This is a genomic window from Ornithinicoccus sp., assembly GCF_057176825.1.
This window is the reverse complement of the sequence record NZ_CM169976.1, coordinates 1,887,503-1,903,010: the sequence shown is the minus strand read 5'-3', so window position 1 is coordinate 1,903,010 and position 15,508 is coordinate 1,887,503. Positions and strand designations below refer to the sequence as shown.

The following is a 15,508-nucleotide window of genomic DNA, read 5'->3' as shown; positions in this document are numbered from 1 at the left end:
TCAGTCGGATTCACGACTGGAGACCTGTGTGGGTACAGATACTCGCCCGGCGCCTATCACGACCTGGGGACCGTGACGATCCACGGCGACGGGGCGGTGCGGTCGGGAACTGGAGTGATGACCTACCTGGCCTTCGATTGACGGCGTGTCGTCTAGCGAACATCACGCCACCCTGGAGGCTCACGGCCTGAGTTGTAAGTTCCGCGGGAGGGTCGTTATACCCGAACAGTCGCTGCGTTTTCCCAGGGGCATCAGCCTGCTCACCGGTCCTAACGGGAGCGGCAAGACCACACTGCTGAACCTCCTGGCGGGCGAACTGGACCTCCAGGCAGGAGAGGTGCTCCATCACCACCGGCGCCTGTCACGTCACGAGCGGATCCGTCAGAGCGCCTATCTGCGCCAGGAGCCGACCCTCCCCCTCACCCTCAGCACCGAAGGCTTCCTTGACTACGCCGCATGGCTCCACGGTCTCAAGGGGCCACAAGCCCGGACGTGCGCCCGGGACGCGCTCTCATCGGTGGGCCTTGCCTCGCATGCTCACCTGAGACTGAAAGACCTCTCTTCGGGCATGCGGAGACGAGCGGCACTGGCCGCCCAGTTGGTCAAACCAGACTTCTCCTTCCTCCTGCTCGACGAGCCCACCGCGTCCCTTGACGTCGAGTCCAGAGACGCCCTGCACCGAACTGTCAGGGAACTCGCCCAGGAATTGATCGTCCTCGTTGCCACGCACGACCCAGAAGACGTCGCTCGCCTGGGCGGAACCGTGTACGAACTGGAGTTCGGCAAACCCCTTGTCCGGACCGATGTGGACACCTACCTGGCCAGACGGCGAGATCGCCATGGCGGCTGAACGTCACCCTCCCGGTCGCGGGCCCTTACTCCTGCGCGAGCTTGCCGCCTCGTCTGCCCGTCCACTGGCACTGCTCAATGTCGCCGCCGGCTCAATCCTCGTCACACTGGAGTCGGCGCCCAACTCTCTGTGGCTCGGCCAGTGGCAAGACACGGGGCTCTACCTCACCGTGTATGGCTTCGTCATTTCCGGAACACTGGCCAGTATCGGTGGGGCGATGGCGTACCGCGACACCTGGATCCGTCGTCGCGATGTCCTCTCCGGGGTGTCGAAGTCGAGTCTGGCAGTGTCCATCTTTGCGGTGACCCCAGTACTTGTGTGGCTGGGCACCTCGCACCTGGTCGTTTCCGGGTCGGCCGTGGTCCGCACCTACCTGTTGAATCCGGATCCCATGAACATCGTGCCCGTCATGGCGCTGTCGTTGATGGCCATCGTGTTTCATGCCTGCGTCGGATTCACCCTTGCGGCAGTCTTTGCTGGCAAAATGCCGGCGTTGCTGATCGCCAGCCTCGCCCCCTACGCGATGTACTTCGCCTCTGACTCGCTGCAACTCGCGAATCTTGGGCGTTGGTCCCAACTGTTCGGGTTCTACATCGGCCCGGGGTGGTATCCGGCGATGGTGGGGTCCTGGTGGCCGCTGGCACACCTTGTCACCTACATCGTCTTCCTCTCCGCGGTGCTCCTGCTGACCGTCTCCCGAACTCGAAACCGGACCAGCGGGAGCGGGGCAGCCCCGCGCTGGGTCCCCTTGGTGCTGGTAGCCGGACTCCTGGCCAGCGGCACCTCCCTCGTGGGTTTATGGACGAGTGAACGTTACGAGCGAATCGACGCCCGGGGTGTCCAGTGCGAGCGTGTGTCTGCCAGGGTCATCATGTGCCTGTGGCCGAGTCAGGAATGGCAACGAGGCGCCTGGGCTGAGGCAGCTTCACGCGTCGCGGCCACGGCTGGAGAGCTCGAGATCGGCCCCATCACGGTGTTGCCTGCCGGGTCTGAGCCCACGGACGAGCAGCTCGTGGTCCCCCTGACCGACAATCCCAGTCCGAACGACATCTACTGGGGCATCGTGTCCCGCGTCGTGCGCCGCGAGGCCGACCGCTGCGGAGGTGGGACCGTGCACTCGCCCAACGAACTCTCCGTAGAGGAGGTCCTGCTGGAAGTCTTTGCGGACCCCGACGGCAACCGCGGCGACGCCGTCCGCCTTCTCGCGACGTGCTAGCCAGCATCCTCTGGGCCGCCCTGAAGGTGAGGGGGGTGCCGCATTCTGCGCTCGCGGCCGCCCTGCTGTGCGCTGCGTGGATGGTGCTCCCGCACGTAGTCGACGTTCCCTCGTTCCGGGGTGGGGAGGCTCAGGTCCCGGCAAAGCTCCTGCTAGCGGCCGTCCTCGGGATCACCTTCCTCCCCCTCCCCCATTCGACCGCGGCGGAGTACGAGTCGCGAGCCACTCGAGACCTCCGTGGCCTGCGACTCACGATCGCCAGCATAGTGATCGCCTTTCTCGGGGTCCTGTGTGCCGCCTCCCTGGCCGTGGGTGACCAGGACACGGTCGACTGGGTGCCTATGGCCAGGAATGTCGCGCTCTCACTCGGATGGGTCCTGCTCCTGTCGCGCACACTCTCAGCAGCCACGACGATAGCGTCGTACGCCTGCTTCGTGAGCGTCTGCCTCTTTGCGGGGATCCAGGACACCGGGCAGCCAGAATGGTGGGCGCTCCCGCTGCACCAGACCGGCTCCGGCCTGGACCTCACGTTGTCCGGAGCCGTGCTTGTGCTCGGCGTGGGGCGACTGATGCTCCAGTCGCCCGCCGTGCCGCGGCCCGATGGGTGACGGGCTGGCTGCCCTCAGATCCGCAGGTCCGCCCAGACCGGGCGGTGGTCGGTGGCTGCCGCGAGAACCGCCGGATCCAACTCCAGGGGGCGGTGCTCCCAGTCCTCCGCGATCTCGGTGCTGGCGAAGACCGCGTCGATGAAGTTCCGCGGCCGGGCCGAGGGGAAGGTCGGCTCCTCGGGGGTCACCAGCCGCAGCCGCTCCCCCAGCAGGTGCCAGGCCTCTCCGTCCGTCGACTCGTTGAAGTCACCGCCGACCACGAACGGCCCGTCGGCCAGGCGGGGGTTCTCCGCGAGCGAGGTCAGCACGAGCTGGGTGTGGATGACCCGTTCGTCGGGAAACAGCGGCAGGTGCACGGACACGACCGTGGCGTCCCTGCCGCCCGGACGCTTGACCTGCGCCACCGTGTAACAGCGCGGATTGAAACTGCGCTTGCCACGGCCCCGCTTCACCGGCAGCCGCCGGTCGGTCGAGTCGGTGGCGATGACGCGCAGGCTGGTCATGATCGCCGTCCCGGACACCAGCCGGGTCCGCCCCGACCACAGCAGGTCGCACCGCCGCGCGAAATCGGCGATGCGGTAGGAGGACCCGGGGTAGCGGGGCACCTCCTGCAGGAGCAGCACGTCGGGGTCGATGGTGCGGACCACGGCCGCAGCCGCCTCGACGTCGTCCTGCAGGCCCCGGAGGTTGTAGCTGGCCACCCGCAGCGTGGGGGCCGCGTCCTCGCGGGGCGAGTCGGCCGCGGGTGTGCCCGGGAGCTCGGCGTCCGCCTCGTCGCCTGTCCCCGCGGTGCCGGTGTCGTGTCGTCCCTCGCTCACCTCACTCACTCTGCACCACCTCCGCACGCAGCAGGTCGGCCGCCCCGATCAGCCCCGCGCCGGTCCCCAGCTGCGCCGGCAGGATCGGCGCCAACGGGCGGTGCCCACGCCCGGTGAGCTGGCGCGCGAAGGCCTCCCGGGTCGGCCCCAGCAACAGGTCCCCCGCCTCGCTGACCCCGCCTCCGACCACGATCGTCCCCGGGTCGAGCGCCGCCGCCAGGTTGGCCAGGCCCGTCCCCAACCAGCGGGCGATGTCTCGCACGAGGTCCTGGGCCGCCTGGTCGCCGGCCCGCGCGGCCTCGGTGACGTGCCGCCCCTCGACCCGTGCGGGGTCGCCGTCGCAGAACGGCGCCAGCCCCGCGGCATACGGGCTGTCCGCGACCAGCAGCTCCCGGGCGACCCGCTGCATGGCCTTGCCGCTGGCGTACTGCTCCCAGCAGCCCCGGTTGCCGCACTCGCAGAGCAGTCCGTCCGGCACGACCTGCATGTGCCCGAACTCCCCCGCGAGCCCGTGCCGCCCGCGCTCCACCCGCCCGTCGAGCAGCAACGCCCCGCCGATGCCGGTCCCGAGGGTCACCATGAGCAGCCGACCGCTCCCCCTGGGCCGCACCGAACCGGTGCTCGGCCCAGGCGGCCGCGTTGGCGTCGTTGTCCACGACGACGGGTATGCCGAGGCGTGCGGCGAGGTGGTCGCGCAGCGGCTCGTCGCGCCAGGACAGGTGCGGGGCGAACACCACGGTGGCGCGGTCGGCGGACACGAAGCCGGCCGCGCCGACACCGACGCCGAGGACGGTGGCCCCGCGCTCCCGGGCCTCACCGAGCAGCTCGGTGACGGCGTCGACGATGATGTCCTCGACCGCGTCCGGCGTCGTGGTCCGGTCCGGGGTGTCGCGCCGCGTGCCGACCAGCACCCGGCCGGTCTCGATCGACCAGGCCCGCCGCGACCTTGGTGCCACCGACGTCGACGCCGATGGCCAGGGGCGGAGCCGACATCATCCGCGCCGGGCCAGGGCCAGGTCTGCGGCCCCGATCATGCCGGCATCGTTGCCCAGGCTCGCCAGGACCACCGGTGCCACCGGACGGTGGCTCCGGCCGCTGAGGTGTGCCATGAACGACTCCCGCGCCGGCGCCACGAGCAACTCCCCGGCGGCGGCCACCCCGCCACCGATCACGATGCGGGCCGGGTCCAGGACCTCGACGAGGTCGGCGATGCCCACGCCGAGCCAGCGCCCGAGGTCCTGGAACAGCTCGGTCGCTGCCAGGTCTCCCCCGAGTGCCGCCTCCGTCACCATGGCTCCTTCCAGCGTCTCCGGGTTCCCGCCGCACCGGGCGACCAGGCCAGCAGCGTGGGGTCCGCCGCGGCGGACCAGTTCCCGGGCCTCGCGGACCAGTGCGTTGCCGCTGGCGTACTGCTCGAAGCAGCCGGACTTGCCGCACCCGCACCGGTGGCCGTCCGGCACGAGTTGCAGGTGCCCAATCTCCGCGGCCACCCCATGGGCGCCCCGCAGCACCCGGTCCCCGATGATCACCCCGCCACCGACACCGGTGCCCACCGTGACCAGCAGCATGTCGTCGACCTCTGCCGCTGCCCCGAACCGGTACTCGCCCCAGGCCGCCGCGTTGGCGTCGTTCTCCAGCACGACGGGAAGGCCGGTCGCCTGCTCCAACCGCGCCTGCATCGGTTCGTGGCGCCAGGCCAGGTTCGCCGCGAACAGGATCGTGCTGCCCTCGACATCCACGAATCCGGCACAGGCGACGCCGAGGGTGCCGACCGTCTCGCCCGCGCTGCCGGCCTGGTCGGAAAGGTCTCGGACGACGCCGGCGACTGCCTCGGTGATGGCCTCAGGGTCCTGGGCCGGGGTGTCCCGCAGGGCGCGGTGGGCCACGGCGCCCGCACGGTCCACCGCGCAGGCCGCGATCTTCGTCCCGCCGATGTCGACGCCGACGCTGAGGGTCACGATCCATCCCCCTGTGGTGGCGTGGCGGCGTCGTCGCCCTCGTGGCCTGCCCGACGGGAGTCGGCGAAGTGCCGCAGGCTCACGGCGGCACTGGCGAGCAGATCGGCCAGGCTGTCCAGGGTGTCCGCGCCGACCGGGCCGGCCGCGGCCTTGGCGCGACACCACGGGCACCCGGTGCACAGGGCCTCCTCGTGGCTCCCCCCGGCATACGAGCGTCGCTGACCCTGGCCCTCCTCCCCGGTGCTGTTGTCTGCGGAGCCGTCCCCGGTGCTGCCGTCTGCGGAGCTGTGCCCCGGCTCGCGTCCGGCCCCGGGGGCGTCCTGCGCTGCACCGCTGCCGGCCGTGCCGAGCCAGGCCGCCGCGGCCCGGACCAGTTTGTGCGCCTCCTCCTCGACCGACCCGTGGGGCGGGCCGGTGGGCTCCGCGTCGGGGGTGGGGTCAGGCACGGGCTTCGACCCGCTCCTTGAGCGACTTCAGGGCGGTGTCCACGATCATCCGCTCGGCCTTGCGGCGCAGCATGCCGAGCATGGGGATCTTCACGTCGACGGCGAGCCGGTAGGTGAGCTCGGTGGCGGCGCCCCCGTCCTGGGCGGCGAGGGTGTAGGACCCGGTCATCGCCTTGAGGACGTCGGCGCGCACGAGTTCCCACGAGACGACGCCCGTCCCGTCCTTGGCGACCTCCCAGTCGTAGGCCAGCACGTAGGTGTCCTTGATGACTCCCGCGTCCAGGGTGAACTCGACCTGGTCGGCCCGCCCGTCGACCTCCGCGGTGAGCACCTCGACGTGACGCACCTCCTTGGCCCAGTCCGGGTAGCTGGCAAAGTCGGCGATCACCTCCAGGACGTTGGCGGGGGGTGCGGCGATGACGATGCTGGATTCGGTGCGGTCAGCCATGCCCGAAATCTATACCGCCGCGGCCCGGTGGCAATGCCGCGTGCGGGCCGCCGGTCACTCAGCCAGCGTGACGAGCGCCCGATCCACGACGGTGTGCCACGGCCGCGCCCGGACGACCGGCACACCGTGCCGGGCGCACTCATCGCGCAGGAACGCGTCGTAGCGTGCGCTGAGGCGGGCGCGGCCCTCCTGTGTGCTTCCTTCCCGCGAGCCGTAGTTGGCCACCAACTGACCCTCCTCGGGCTCGGACACGAACAGACTCCTCACCCGACCGCCCTGGGGCTGATCCCCGTATGTCGTGCACGTGGCCAGTTCCGGGAGGAAGTGGTCGCCTTCCAGGATCAGCCGGTTGTGTGTCTCCAGGTGGTCGGCGATCACCGCCCGCAGCACCGGGTGGTACACCTCGCGGCAGACGCGCGCCTGGTGCGCGACGCGCTGCTTCTCGCTCCAGGACTCCCACTCCCCGAAGTGGGTCCGCCAATAGTGCAGCAGAGGGTGCTGCTCCGGCGTCGTCACGCTCTCCAGCGCCAGTTGGATGTCGTCGACCGCGGTCAACGGGACCCCCAGCCGGGCAGCGAGCGGCTGGGCAAGCCGCGACTTGCCGACGCCGCTGGCGCCGCCGAGCAGCAACACTGTCCACTCCGGGCCAGAGGACACCATCCGCCGATCGTAGGGGCCGACCGCCCCGGGGCACCGGTCGCACCCATGGTTAGAGTTGCTCGCCAGTGTGCCCCGCCAGCGTCGCCGCCAGGAGGAACCGTTCATGCAGGAGATCTCTGTCCCGCCGTTGGTCCAGCCGACCACCCACGGGAACCTGTCCGACCTGCCCCACGGGTGGGCCGAGCGGGAGCCCTCCCGCGTGCTGTTCGCCCGGAACGAGGGCGGCGCGTGGCAGGACGTGACCGCCACCGAGTTCACCGAGCAGGTGCGGCGGCTGGCCAAGGGGCTGGTGGCCGCCGGCGTCGAGGTCGGTGACCGCGTCGGGGTGATGTCCCGCACGCGCTATGAGTGGACACTCACCGACTTCGCCCTGTGGACCGCCGGGGCGGTGCCGGTCCCCATCTACGAAACCTCCTCCGCCGAGCAGGTCGCGTGGATCCTCCAGGACTCCGGCGCCGTCGCCGTCGTGGTCGAGAACGCCGACCACATGGCCCTGGTGTCCGGCATCCGGGAGGGCCTGCCGGACCTGCGGGACGTGTGGCAGATCGACGGTGGCGCCCTGGACGAGATCTCCGCAGCGGGCTCCGAGGTGGGTGACGAGGACCTCGACGCCCGCCGGGGCCAGGTCGACCGGACCGCCGTTGCCACGATCATCTACACCTCGGGCACCACCGGGCGCCCCAAGGGGTGCTCCCTGACCCACGACAACTTCATGGCCCTGGCCGAGAACGCCATCGAGCGGCTGGACCAGGTGCTCAACCGCGAGGGCGCCACCACCCTCCTCTTCCTGCCGCTCGCGCACGTCTTCGCCCGGTTCATCCAGGTGGCCGTCGTGGCCGCGGGCGCCCGCATGGGTCACAGCCCGGATGTGAAGACCCTCCTGGAGGACCTCGCCTCGTTCCGGCCGACCTTCCTGCTGGCGGTCCCCCGCGTCTTCGAGAAGGTGTACAACTCCGCAGAGCAGAAGGCCACGGCCGGCGGGGCCGCCAAGGCCAGGATCTTTGCCCGGGCCGCCGTCGTGGCCCAGGAGTGGAGCCGCGCCCAGGACACCGGGGGGCCCGGCGTGGCGCTCAGGCTCCAGCACGCCGCCCTCGACAAGCTGGTCTACGGCAAGTTGCGTGAGGCCATGGGCGGGCAGGTGCAGTACGCCATTTCCGGCGGTGCCGCCCTGGGCGAACGCCTCGGGCACTTCTTCCGCGGCATCGGCCTGACCATCCTGGAGGGCTACGGGCTCACCGAGACGACGGCGCCCGTGGGGGTGAACACCCCCGAGCAGGTCAAGATCGGCACCGTCGGGAGGCCGCTGCCGGGCGTCGACGTGCGCATCTCCGACGAGGGCGAGATCCTGATCCGGGGCTGCAACGTCTTCTCGGGCTACGTCAACAACCCCGAGGCCACCGACGCGGCCTTCCAGGACGGATGGTTCCGCACCGGTGACCTGGGCGAGTTGGACGACGACGGCTTCCTGCGCATCACGGGGCGCAGCAAGGAGTTGCTGGTCACGGCCGCGGGCAAGAACGTCTCCCCCGCGCCGCTGGAGGACCGCCTCCGGGCGCACGCCCTGGTGGGGCAGTGCATGGTGGTCGGCGAGGCCCGCCCGTTCGTGGGGGCCCTGGTCACTCTGGATGAGGAGATGTGGCCCATCTGGGCGGCGAACCACGGGCTGGAGGACGTCTCCGTGGAGCAGGCCCGCAGCCACGAGACGGTGCTCGCGGCCATCCAGGAGGCCGTCGACTCCGCGAACCAGTCGGTCAGCCGGGCCGAGTCGATCCGCCGCTTCAGCGTGCTCCCGGTCGACTTCACCGAGGCGAACGGCTACCTCACCCCGTCGCAGAAGCTGCGCCGCGGGGCGGTGACCGAGGACTTCGCCGAGCAGATCGAGGAGCTCTACACCCAGGGCGGCTGAGGGCCGGGCACCGGACCGGTCAGGCTCGGCAGGACACGAGGCACGTTAGGACACGAGCTCGGTCAGCCACGACCTCCAGTCCGCACGCAGCGCCGCATCCTCCTCCCCGAGGACGGTCACGACCGCCTCGTCCCAGGGCTGCCCGTCGGCCACCGCGTGGTAGAGCGCGAGGAGGTCCTCCTCGGAGTACGTCTCGGCGATGAACAGGCACGCCAACCAGGCCAGGGCGTAGTCGTCCCACCGTCCCGGTCCGGCGGCCGCGGGACCCGGCCATGTCGTGGGGAGGTCACCGTCCCGCACCCCGTCCAGCGCCGATCCCGCGATCTCCACCGGGGACATCGCGGTCGCACGGTGGGCGGTGTACTCGGCCAGTCCCTCCCCCAGCCACTGCGGGACCGGCCCGTCCCCCTGCATCGCCAGGTGGGTGACCTCGTGGGTGATCACGGCCAGGCGCCCGTCGGCGGTCAGCCGGTCCCATGCGTCCGGATGCACCACCACCCGGGCCGCCGCCCCCGAGCCGACGGTGCTGGCCGGCACCTCGGCCTCCGCGGGGTCGTGCCCAGTCAGGGCGGCGAAGGCCGCACCATCGGCCGGGAGCACGAGCCGCACCGGGCGTGCGACGGCGTCGGCGCCCCAGAGGTCCTCCACCCGGGCCAAGGCCTCCCGGGTCAGGGCCTGGTACTCCTCGGCCCGGTCCGCCCCCGCTCCACTGAGCACCACCACCTGGTCCGGGGACCTGTTGGAACTGGTGTGGGCGGAACTGGAGTGGTCGGCCCGGGAGGGGCCAGTGTCCGACTGGTCGGTCTGGGTGCGCTCACCCACGGTGCCGCCATCCGGCATACAGCCGCCGAGCACCACACCCGCGAGCACCACACCCGCGAGCACGACACCGGAGTTGCGGCCATGAGCACGAGGACCGGCGGCCATAGACCGAGCCTACGCGCCGCCGGGCGGCGAGCCGGTCAGCCGATCCGGGCCAGCGCACCCTCCCCGTCCGGCACCGCCCGCAGCTTCTCCGCGGCCCGGGGCGAGAGCAGCCCGGACCGGACGAAGGCACCCACGGCCACCATCTCGGCGCGGTCCAGGGGAACGGGCCCGTCCGGGACGGTCGGGGGTCGTCCGGCCGGCGCACCGCGGTGCGTCACCTCCTCCGCCATCCAGATCCTGCCCAGCACCGGCACGAAGCAGTCACCGCAGTGCCGCCCGCGCACCGGGCAGGTGTCGCAGTCGATCGTCGTCATCTGATCCTCACCTCCGTGGTCCTGACGTCCTCTGACCTTGCGGGACCGACGGTAGGGACGGGGTCTGACACACCTGTTCTAGGGAGACCGGCGATGCCCCTCGATCCTGGCGGGCGCGGCCTGTCGGCGCGGCTCTGTCAGAGCCTCGTCCTACGGTCGGGGCATGCAGATGGTGCAGGAGACGTTCGAGGACCTGGGGCTGGCCCTGTCCGACGTCACCTTCGTCGTCGTCGACCTGGAGACCACGGGGGGTTCCTCGGCCGAGTGCGACATCACCGAGGTGGGCGCGGTGAAGGTGCGCGGGGGCGAGGTCCTGGGCGAGTTCCAGACCCTGGTGCGACCCAGCGCCCCGATTCCCCCGTTCATCACCGTGCTCACCGGCATCAGCAACCAGATGGTCGCCGGAGCACCGCGGATCGAGTCGGTGCTCCCCTCCTTCCTGGAGTTCGCCGCGGGGTCGGTCCTGGTGGCCCACAACGCCGGGTTCGACGTCTCCTTCCTCAAGGGGGCTGCCGCCCGCACCGGCCACCCCTGGCCCGGCTTCCCGGTCATCGACACGGTCCGTCTGGCCCGCCAACTGGTGCACCGCGACGAGGCGCCCAACCACAAGTTGTCCAGCCTGGCGACCCTGTTCGGCGCGCAGACGGTGCCCAACCACCGCGCCCTGCAGGACGCCCGGGCCACGGTGGACGTGCTGCACGGGCTCATCGAGCGGGTGGGCAACCTGGGGGTGCACACCCTGGAGGAGTTGCAGAGCTACTCCAGCCGGGTGACCCCGGCACAGCGGCGCAAGCGGTTCCTGGCCGACGCCATGCCGTCGGCCCCCGGCGTCTACGTCTTCAAGGACCGGCGCGGTGAGCCGCTCTACGTCGGCACCGCCACCGACATCCGCCGCCGCACCCGCAGCTACTTCACCGCCTCGGAGACCCGCCGCCGGATGGCCGAGATGGTCGGCATCGCCGAGTCGATCACCCCGATCGTCTGCGCCACCCGGCTGGAGGCCCAGGTGCGGGAGCTGCGACTGATCGCCGAGCACAAGCCGCGCTACAACCGGCGGTCCCGGCAGCCTGAGAGGGCCCAGTGGGTCAAGCTGACGGTGGAGCCGTTCCCCCGGCTCAGCATCGTGCGCCAGGTCAAGGACGACGGCGCCCAGTACGCCGGGCCGTTTGGGTCCCGCAAGGCCGCCGAGCAGGCGATCACCGCCGTCCACGAGGTGGTGCCGCTGCGCCAGTGCACCCAGCGCCTGTCGACGACACCGGGCGCCAGCGCCTGCGTCCTGGCCGAGATGGGGCGCTGCGGGGCGCCCTGCACCGGCGACCAGGACGTCTCCGACTACGCCGAGGTGGCGCGTCGGGCCGCCCAGGTCCTGGTCGGCGACGGCAGCGAGGTCCTCACGGCGCTCCGCAAGCGCCTGGAGGTCCTCTCGGAGCAGGAGCGCTACGAGGACGCCCGGGCGCTGCGCGACCGGATGCTCGCCCTGGTCCGGGCCGCGGCCCGCAGCCAGCGCATGGCGCCGCTGGCTGCCACCCCGGAGCTCGTGGCCGCCCGGCGCAGCGAGGCCGGCGGGTGGGAGATCGTGTGCGTGCGCTACGGCCGGCTGGCCGGCACGACCATCACCCCCCGCGGCGCCGACCCGATGCCGTTCATCGCCGCGCTGCGGGAGACCGCCGAGGTGGTCCCGGCGCCGCTGGGCCCCGCCCCCGCCGCCTTCCCGGAGGAGACCGAGCAGATCCTGCGCTGGCTGGAGACCCCGGGCACCCGGCTGGTCGACCTCCAGGGTGGTTGCTGGACCTGCCCGGTCGGCGGTGCCGGACGCACCCGAGCCGAGCTGGAGCCGGTGGCCCGCACCTGGGGCGGGTTCGACCGGGAGGGCGAGCAGGCGGCTCTCGCCGGAGGGCGCCCGCTGGAACGTCCACCGGGTGCGCTGCGCGAGGGCGCCGTCGACCGCCCCGCTAGGGTGGGCCCGTGATTTCCGCCATCGTGATGATCAAGGCCGACGTCGCCCGCATCCCCGAGGTCGCCGCGCAGATCGTGGCCATCGACGGGATCAGCGAGGTGTACTCGGTCACCGGTGAGATCGACCTGATCGCCGTCGCCCGCGTGTCCCGACACGAGGACTTCCACGAGGTCATCGCCGACCAGCTCAACAAGGTGCCCGGCGTGCTCGAGACGAGCACCCACATCGCGTTCCGCACCTACTCCAGCGAGGACCTGGAGGCCGGCTTCGCGCTCGGCCTGGAGGACGGCGACTGATCGCGACCCGACCGTGGGCCGGCGACGCCCGTGGCCCGGCGACGACCGTGGCCGGCGACGCGGGGTCAGTGGTTGCTGCTGGCGGCCACCCACGCCTGCAGCGCGCGGGAGGCGGCGCCGCTGTCGATCGACGCGGCGGCACGGTCCATCCCGGCGCGCACGACGGCGTGCAGCTCCTCCCCTGATGTCGGGGTGCCGCCGGACTCCCCCGCCTGCACCACGGCCAGCGCGGTCCCGGCGTTGAGCAGCACCGCGTCACGGACCGCACCGGTCTCGCCGGACAGGAGGGCACGTGCGACGCCGGCGTTGTGCTCGGCGTCGGCACCCCTCAGGTCCTCGACCGGGTGGTGGGCCAGACCCAGCCGTTCGGGCTCGAGGGTGAACTCTGCGACCTGACCGCCCTCGACCCACCAGAGGGTGGTGGTCGTCGCCGTGGTGATCTCGTCCAACCCGTCATCCCCCCGGAAGACCACCGCCGTCTGCCCCCGGTCTGCCAGCACCCCGGCCAGCAACGGGGCCATCCGGGCGTGGGCGACGCCGATCGCGGCATAGCGGGGCTGGGCCGGGTTGGTGAGCGGGCCCAGGAAGTTGAAGGCGGTCGCGATCCCGAGCTCGCGGCGGACCACACCGGCGTGCCGCATGGACGGGTGGAAGGTCTGCGCGAAGCAGAAGGTGATGCCGCAGTCGGCGAACACGGCCTCCACCGCCTCGGCCGACAGGTCCAGGCGCACCCCGAGAGCCTCCAGCACGTCGGCGGAGCCCGACTTGGACGACGCCGCCCGGTTGCCGTGCTTGACCACGGGCACGTCTGCCCCCGCCGCCACGATCGAGGACATGGTGGAGATGTTCACGGTGTGGGCACGGTCCCCGCCGGTGCCGACGATGTCGAGCGCCGGACCATCCACCTCGAAACGCAGCGCGTGGGCCAGCATCATGTCCGCCAGGCCGCGCATCTCTGCGACCGACTCCCCCTTGGCACGCAGCGCCACCAGGAGCGCCGACAACTGCGTGGGTGAGGCCTCGCCACGCATCACCTGATCCATCGCCCACGACGCGTCCGCCGTGGAGAGGTCGGCCCCGTCCAGCAGGCGGGTCAGCACGTCCGGCCAGGTCGTGGCCGGCTGCCCGCTCACCGGGGTGCGAGCCGGGCGACGGCAGCGGCCAGGGCCGCCGGGTCCAGCGGGTGCGGGACCACGGCCTCGGCCTGGGACCACGCGGCCAGCCACCCATCATCGGGGCGGCCGGTGAGCACGAGCACCGGCGGGCAGTCGTACACCTCGTTCTTCAGCTCGCGGCACAGCCCGAGCCCCCCGTACGGCCGCGCCTCACCGTCCAGCACGAGCACGTCGAAGTCGCCCTCCCGGACCGCCTGCTGGACGGCGGGAGCGGTGGCGCACTCGAGCCAGCGCTCGACATACACCTCCTTGCTCGGGGTGCTTCCGACACCCAGCCGGACGGCGTCGCGCGTGGCGCGGTCGTCGCTGTACAGCAGCACGGAGATCCGGCGAACACCGGAGGCCTGGTCGGCCGTCGTGGAGGCGGTCATGCCCCGATCGTACCCAGGCCCGGTGGCCAGCCGAATCATCCGGAGGGTCGGTGCCCGCCGGACTTGGCTTTAGGACATAATGGCCGACGTGGCGAGTACTCCAGCAGCGACAGCAGAGCCCGCGACCGCGGGTGCGCACCTCGGGCACGGACCGGTCTCACGTCCGAACATGACCGCGGTGGGCACCATCGTGTGGTTGGGCAGCGAGATCATGTTCTTCGCTGGCCTCTTCGCGATGTACTTCACGATCCGCGCGGTCTCCCCCGACCTGTGGGCGGAGCGGACGGAGATGCTGAACTTCCCGTTCGCGCTCACCAACACCTCGATCCTGGTGATCTCCTCGGTGTGGTGCCAGATGGGAGTCTTCAAGGCCGAGGAGCGCAAGCCCGCCCGCACCGGTCGGCTGTGGCAGATCGGCACCTGGGGGATGCGCGAGTGGTTCGTGCTCACCTACATCTTCGGCGCGGTCTTCGTCGCCGGCCAGGTCTGGGAGTACGCCGAGCTGGTGCGTGAGGGTGTCACCCTCGCCTCCGACGCCTACGGCTCTGTCTTCTACATGACCACCGGCTTCCACGGACTCCACGTGACCGGCGGGCTGCTGGCATTCCTGCTGATCATCGGGCGCAGCTTCACGGCGAAGCGGTACACCCATGCACAGGAGACCGGCGCGATCGTGGTGTCCTACTACTGGCACTTCGTCGATGTCGTGTGGATCGCCCTGTTCCTGACGATCTACGTGGTGAAGTGAGGACTCGGACCGTGAAGAAGATCACCGCCCGCCGCCGCAGCCCGCTCGCCGTGCTGGTGCTGCTCCTGCTGGGGCTGACGATGACCGGGACCGCGTATGCCGTGGTGCGGCCGAGCGCCCCCGAGCCCGTGCCCAGTGCGACCACCGCGCAGGATGACGTCGAGGCCGGCAAGGCACTCTTCCTGGCCAACTGTGCCTCCTGCCACGGCACCAACGGTGAGGGCAAGCCCCCCGCGGGTCCGTCGCTGGTGGGCGTGGGCGCCGCCGCCGTGAACTTCCAGGTCGGCACCGGCCGTATGCCGATGGCGGCCCCCGGAGTGCAGGCGCCGCCCAAGAGGAACCACTTCACCGACGAGGAGACCGCCCAGTTGGTGGCCTTCGTCGCCTCCCTGGGCCCCGGCCCGGGCCTGCCGGACGAGGAGTACCTCGACCTGGAGAACGCCGACATCGCCGAGGGTGGGCGCATCTTCCGGACCAACTGCGCGATGTGCCACAACTCCTCCGGCGCCGGCGGCGCCCTGACCCGGGGCAAGTACGCCCCGAGCCTGATGGGGATCGAGCCGACCCACATCTACGAAGCCATGCTGACCGGCCCCCAGTCGATGCCGGTCTTCAACGACTACAACATCACCCCGCAGGAGAAGGAGCACGTGATCGCCTTCCTGAAGGACATCGAGGAGGGCGGCACCTCCTTCGGGGGCCACAGCCTCGGTTCGCTGGGCCCGGCCGGGGATGCCTTGTTCATCTGGACGATCGGCGCCGGTCTGATGATCGGCCTGGCGGTCTGGCTCGGACGGAAGGCTGCCTAAC

General features: G+C 71.3%; 17 protein-coding genes and 1 pseudogene. 8 read left to right on the top strand and 10 right to left on the bottom strand.

Annotated features, from left to right (window positions below):
- Window positions 1–145: 145 nt before the first annotated feature.
- From AC1QRC_RS09525 to AC1QRC_RS09515, 3 genes are read left to right on the top strand one after another with little or no spacing between them, the layout of a single operon-like run.
- Window positions 146–850 (top strand): ATP-binding cassette domain-containing protein, encoded by a 705-nt coding sequence (locus AC1QRC_RS09525; protein ID WP_484206523.1) that lies wholly within the window; start codon window positions 146–148, stop codon window positions 848–850.
- Window positions 840–2,066 carry a hypothetical protein gene (locus AC1QRC_RS09520; RefSeq protein WP_484206522.1) on the top strand — a complete coding sequence of 409 codons (1,227 nt, stop codon included), beginning with the start codon at window positions 840–842 and terminating at the stop codon, window positions 2,064–2,066. Before AC1QRC_RS09525 ends, AC1QRC_RS09520 begins: the two co-directional genes overlap by 11 nt.
- Window positions 2,060–2,674, top strand: coding sequence for a hypothetical protein (locus tag AC1QRC_RS09515; protein WP_484206521.1), 615 nt, complete (start codon window positions 2,060–2,062; stop codon window positions 2,672–2,674). The genes AC1QRC_RS09520 and AC1QRC_RS09515 overlap by 7 nt, the downstream gene beginning before the upstream one ends.
- A 14-nt stretch (window positions 2,675–2,688) precedes the next feature.
- Here the strand turns inward: AC1QRC_RS09515 and AC1QRC_RS09510 are convergent, their stop codons facing one another.
- The 6 genes and pseudogenes from AC1QRC_RS09510 to AC1QRC_RS09485 form a co-directional block, all read right to left on the bottom strand.
- Window positions 2,689–3,492, bottom strand: a complete 804-nt coding sequence (locus AC1QRC_RS09510; protein WP_484206520.1) for an endonuclease/exonuclease/phosphatase family protein — start codon at window positions 3,490–3,492, stop codon at window positions 2,689–2,691.
- A gap of 1 nt (window position 3,493) precedes the next feature.
- Window positions 3,494–4,488 (bottom strand): annotated as a pseudogene (locus AC1QRC_RS09505) (ROK family glucokinase).
- On the bottom strand, window positions 4,485–5,450 hold the full coding sequence (locus AC1QRC_RS09500) for an ROK family glucokinase (protein WP_484206519.1): 966 nt from the start codon (window positions 5,448–5,450) through the stop codon (window positions 4,485–4,487). Before AC1QRC_RS09500 ends, AC1QRC_RS09505 begins: the two are co-directional and overlap by 4 nt.
- On the bottom strand, window positions 5,447–5,896 hold the full coding sequence (locus tag AC1QRC_RS09495) for a hypothetical protein (RefSeq protein WP_484206518.1): 450 nt from the start codon (window positions 5,894–5,896) through the stop codon (window positions 5,447–5,449). Before AC1QRC_RS09495 ends, AC1QRC_RS09500 begins: the two co-directional genes overlap by 4 nt.
- Window positions 5,889–6,344, bottom strand: a complete 456-nt coding sequence (locus AC1QRC_RS09490) for an SRPBCC family protein (RefSeq protein ID WP_484206517.1) — start codon at window positions 6,342–6,344, stop codon at window positions 5,889–5,891. The genes AC1QRC_RS09495 and AC1QRC_RS09490 overlap by 8 nt, the downstream gene beginning before the upstream one ends.
- 54 nt (window positions 6,345–6,398) lie before the next feature.
- Window positions 6,399–7,004 (bottom strand): hypothetical protein, encoded by a 606-nt coding sequence (locus AC1QRC_RS09485; protein ID WP_484206516.1) that lies wholly within the window; start codon window positions 7,002–7,004, stop codon window positions 6,399–6,401.
- A gap of 103 nt (window positions 7,005–7,107) precedes the next feature.
- On the opposite strand from AC1QRC_RS09485, the gene AC1QRC_RS09480 reads away from it, so the two are divergent.
- A complete protein-coding gene (locus tag AC1QRC_RS09480; RefSeq protein ID WP_484206515.1) occupies window positions 7,108–8,910 on the top strand; it encodes an AMP-dependent synthetase/ligase in 1,803 nt (600 codons plus the stop codon).
- 45 nt (window positions 8,911–8,955) lie between these two features.
- Here AC1QRC_RS09480 and AC1QRC_RS09475 read toward each other — a convergent pair whose 3' ends face one another.
- Entirely contained in the window at window positions 8,956–9,837 is an 882-nt protein-coding gene (locus tag AC1QRC_RS09475) for a peptidase MA family metallohydrolase (RefSeq protein WP_484206514.1), read from the bottom strand.
- A 35-nt stretch (window positions 9,838–9,872) separates the two neighbouring features.
- On the bottom strand, window positions 9,873–10,151 hold the full coding sequence (locus AC1QRC_RS09470) for a hypothetical protein (protein ID WP_484206513.1): 279 nt from the start codon (window positions 10,149–10,151) through the stop codon (window positions 9,873–9,875).
- 163 nt (window positions 10,152–10,314) lie between these two features.
- Here AC1QRC_RS09470 and AC1QRC_RS09465 point away from each other — a divergent pair, with 163 nt between their 5' ends.
- Window positions 10,315–12,120, top strand: coding sequence for a DEDD exonuclease domain-containing protein (locus tag AC1QRC_RS09465; protein ID WP_484206512.1), 1,806 nt, complete (start codon window positions 10,315–10,317; stop codon window positions 12,118–12,120).
- A complete protein-coding gene (locus AC1QRC_RS09460; protein ID WP_484206511.1) occupies window positions 12,117–12,404 on the top strand; it encodes an Lrp/AsnC family transcriptional regulator in 288 nt (95 codons plus the stop codon). The genes AC1QRC_RS09465 and AC1QRC_RS09460 overlap by 4 nt, the downstream gene beginning before the upstream one ends.
- 65 nt (window positions 12,405–12,469) lie before the next feature.
- On the opposite strand, the gene trpD is transcribed toward AC1QRC_RS09460, so the two are convergent.
- Together trpD and AC1QRC_RS09450 are read right to left on the bottom strand one after the other, a co-directional pair.
- Window positions 12,470–13,537, bottom strand: coding sequence for an anthranilate phosphoribosyltransferase (gene trpD / locus AC1QRC_RS09455; RefSeq protein ID WP_484206510.1), 1,068 nt, complete (start codon window positions 13,535–13,537; stop codon window positions 12,470–12,472).
- Window positions 13,534–13,950 carry a response regulator gene (locus AC1QRC_RS09450; RefSeq protein ID WP_484206509.1) on the bottom strand — a complete coding sequence of 139 codons (417 nt, stop codon included), beginning with the start codon at window positions 13,948–13,950 and terminating at the stop codon, window positions 13,534–13,536. Before AC1QRC_RS09450 ends, trpD begins: the two co-directional genes overlap by 4 nt.
- Window positions 13,951–14,029: 79 nt before the next feature.
- On the opposite strand from AC1QRC_RS09450, the gene ctaE reads away from it, so the two are divergent.
- Together ctaE and qcrC are read left to right on the top strand one after the other, a co-directional pair.
- A complete protein-coding gene (gene ctaE / locus AC1QRC_RS09445; protein WP_484206508.1) occupies window positions 14,030–14,698 on the top strand; it encodes an aa3-type cytochrome oxidase subunit III in 669 nt (222 codons plus the stop codon).
- Between the two features lie 11 nt (window positions 14,699–14,709).
- Window positions 14,710–15,507, top strand: a complete 798-nt coding sequence (gene qcrC, locus AC1QRC_RS09440; protein ID WP_484206507.1) for a cytochrome bc1 complex diheme cytochrome c subunit — start codon at window positions 14,710–14,712, stop codon at window positions 15,505–15,507.
- Window position 15,508: the final 1 nt, after the last annotated feature.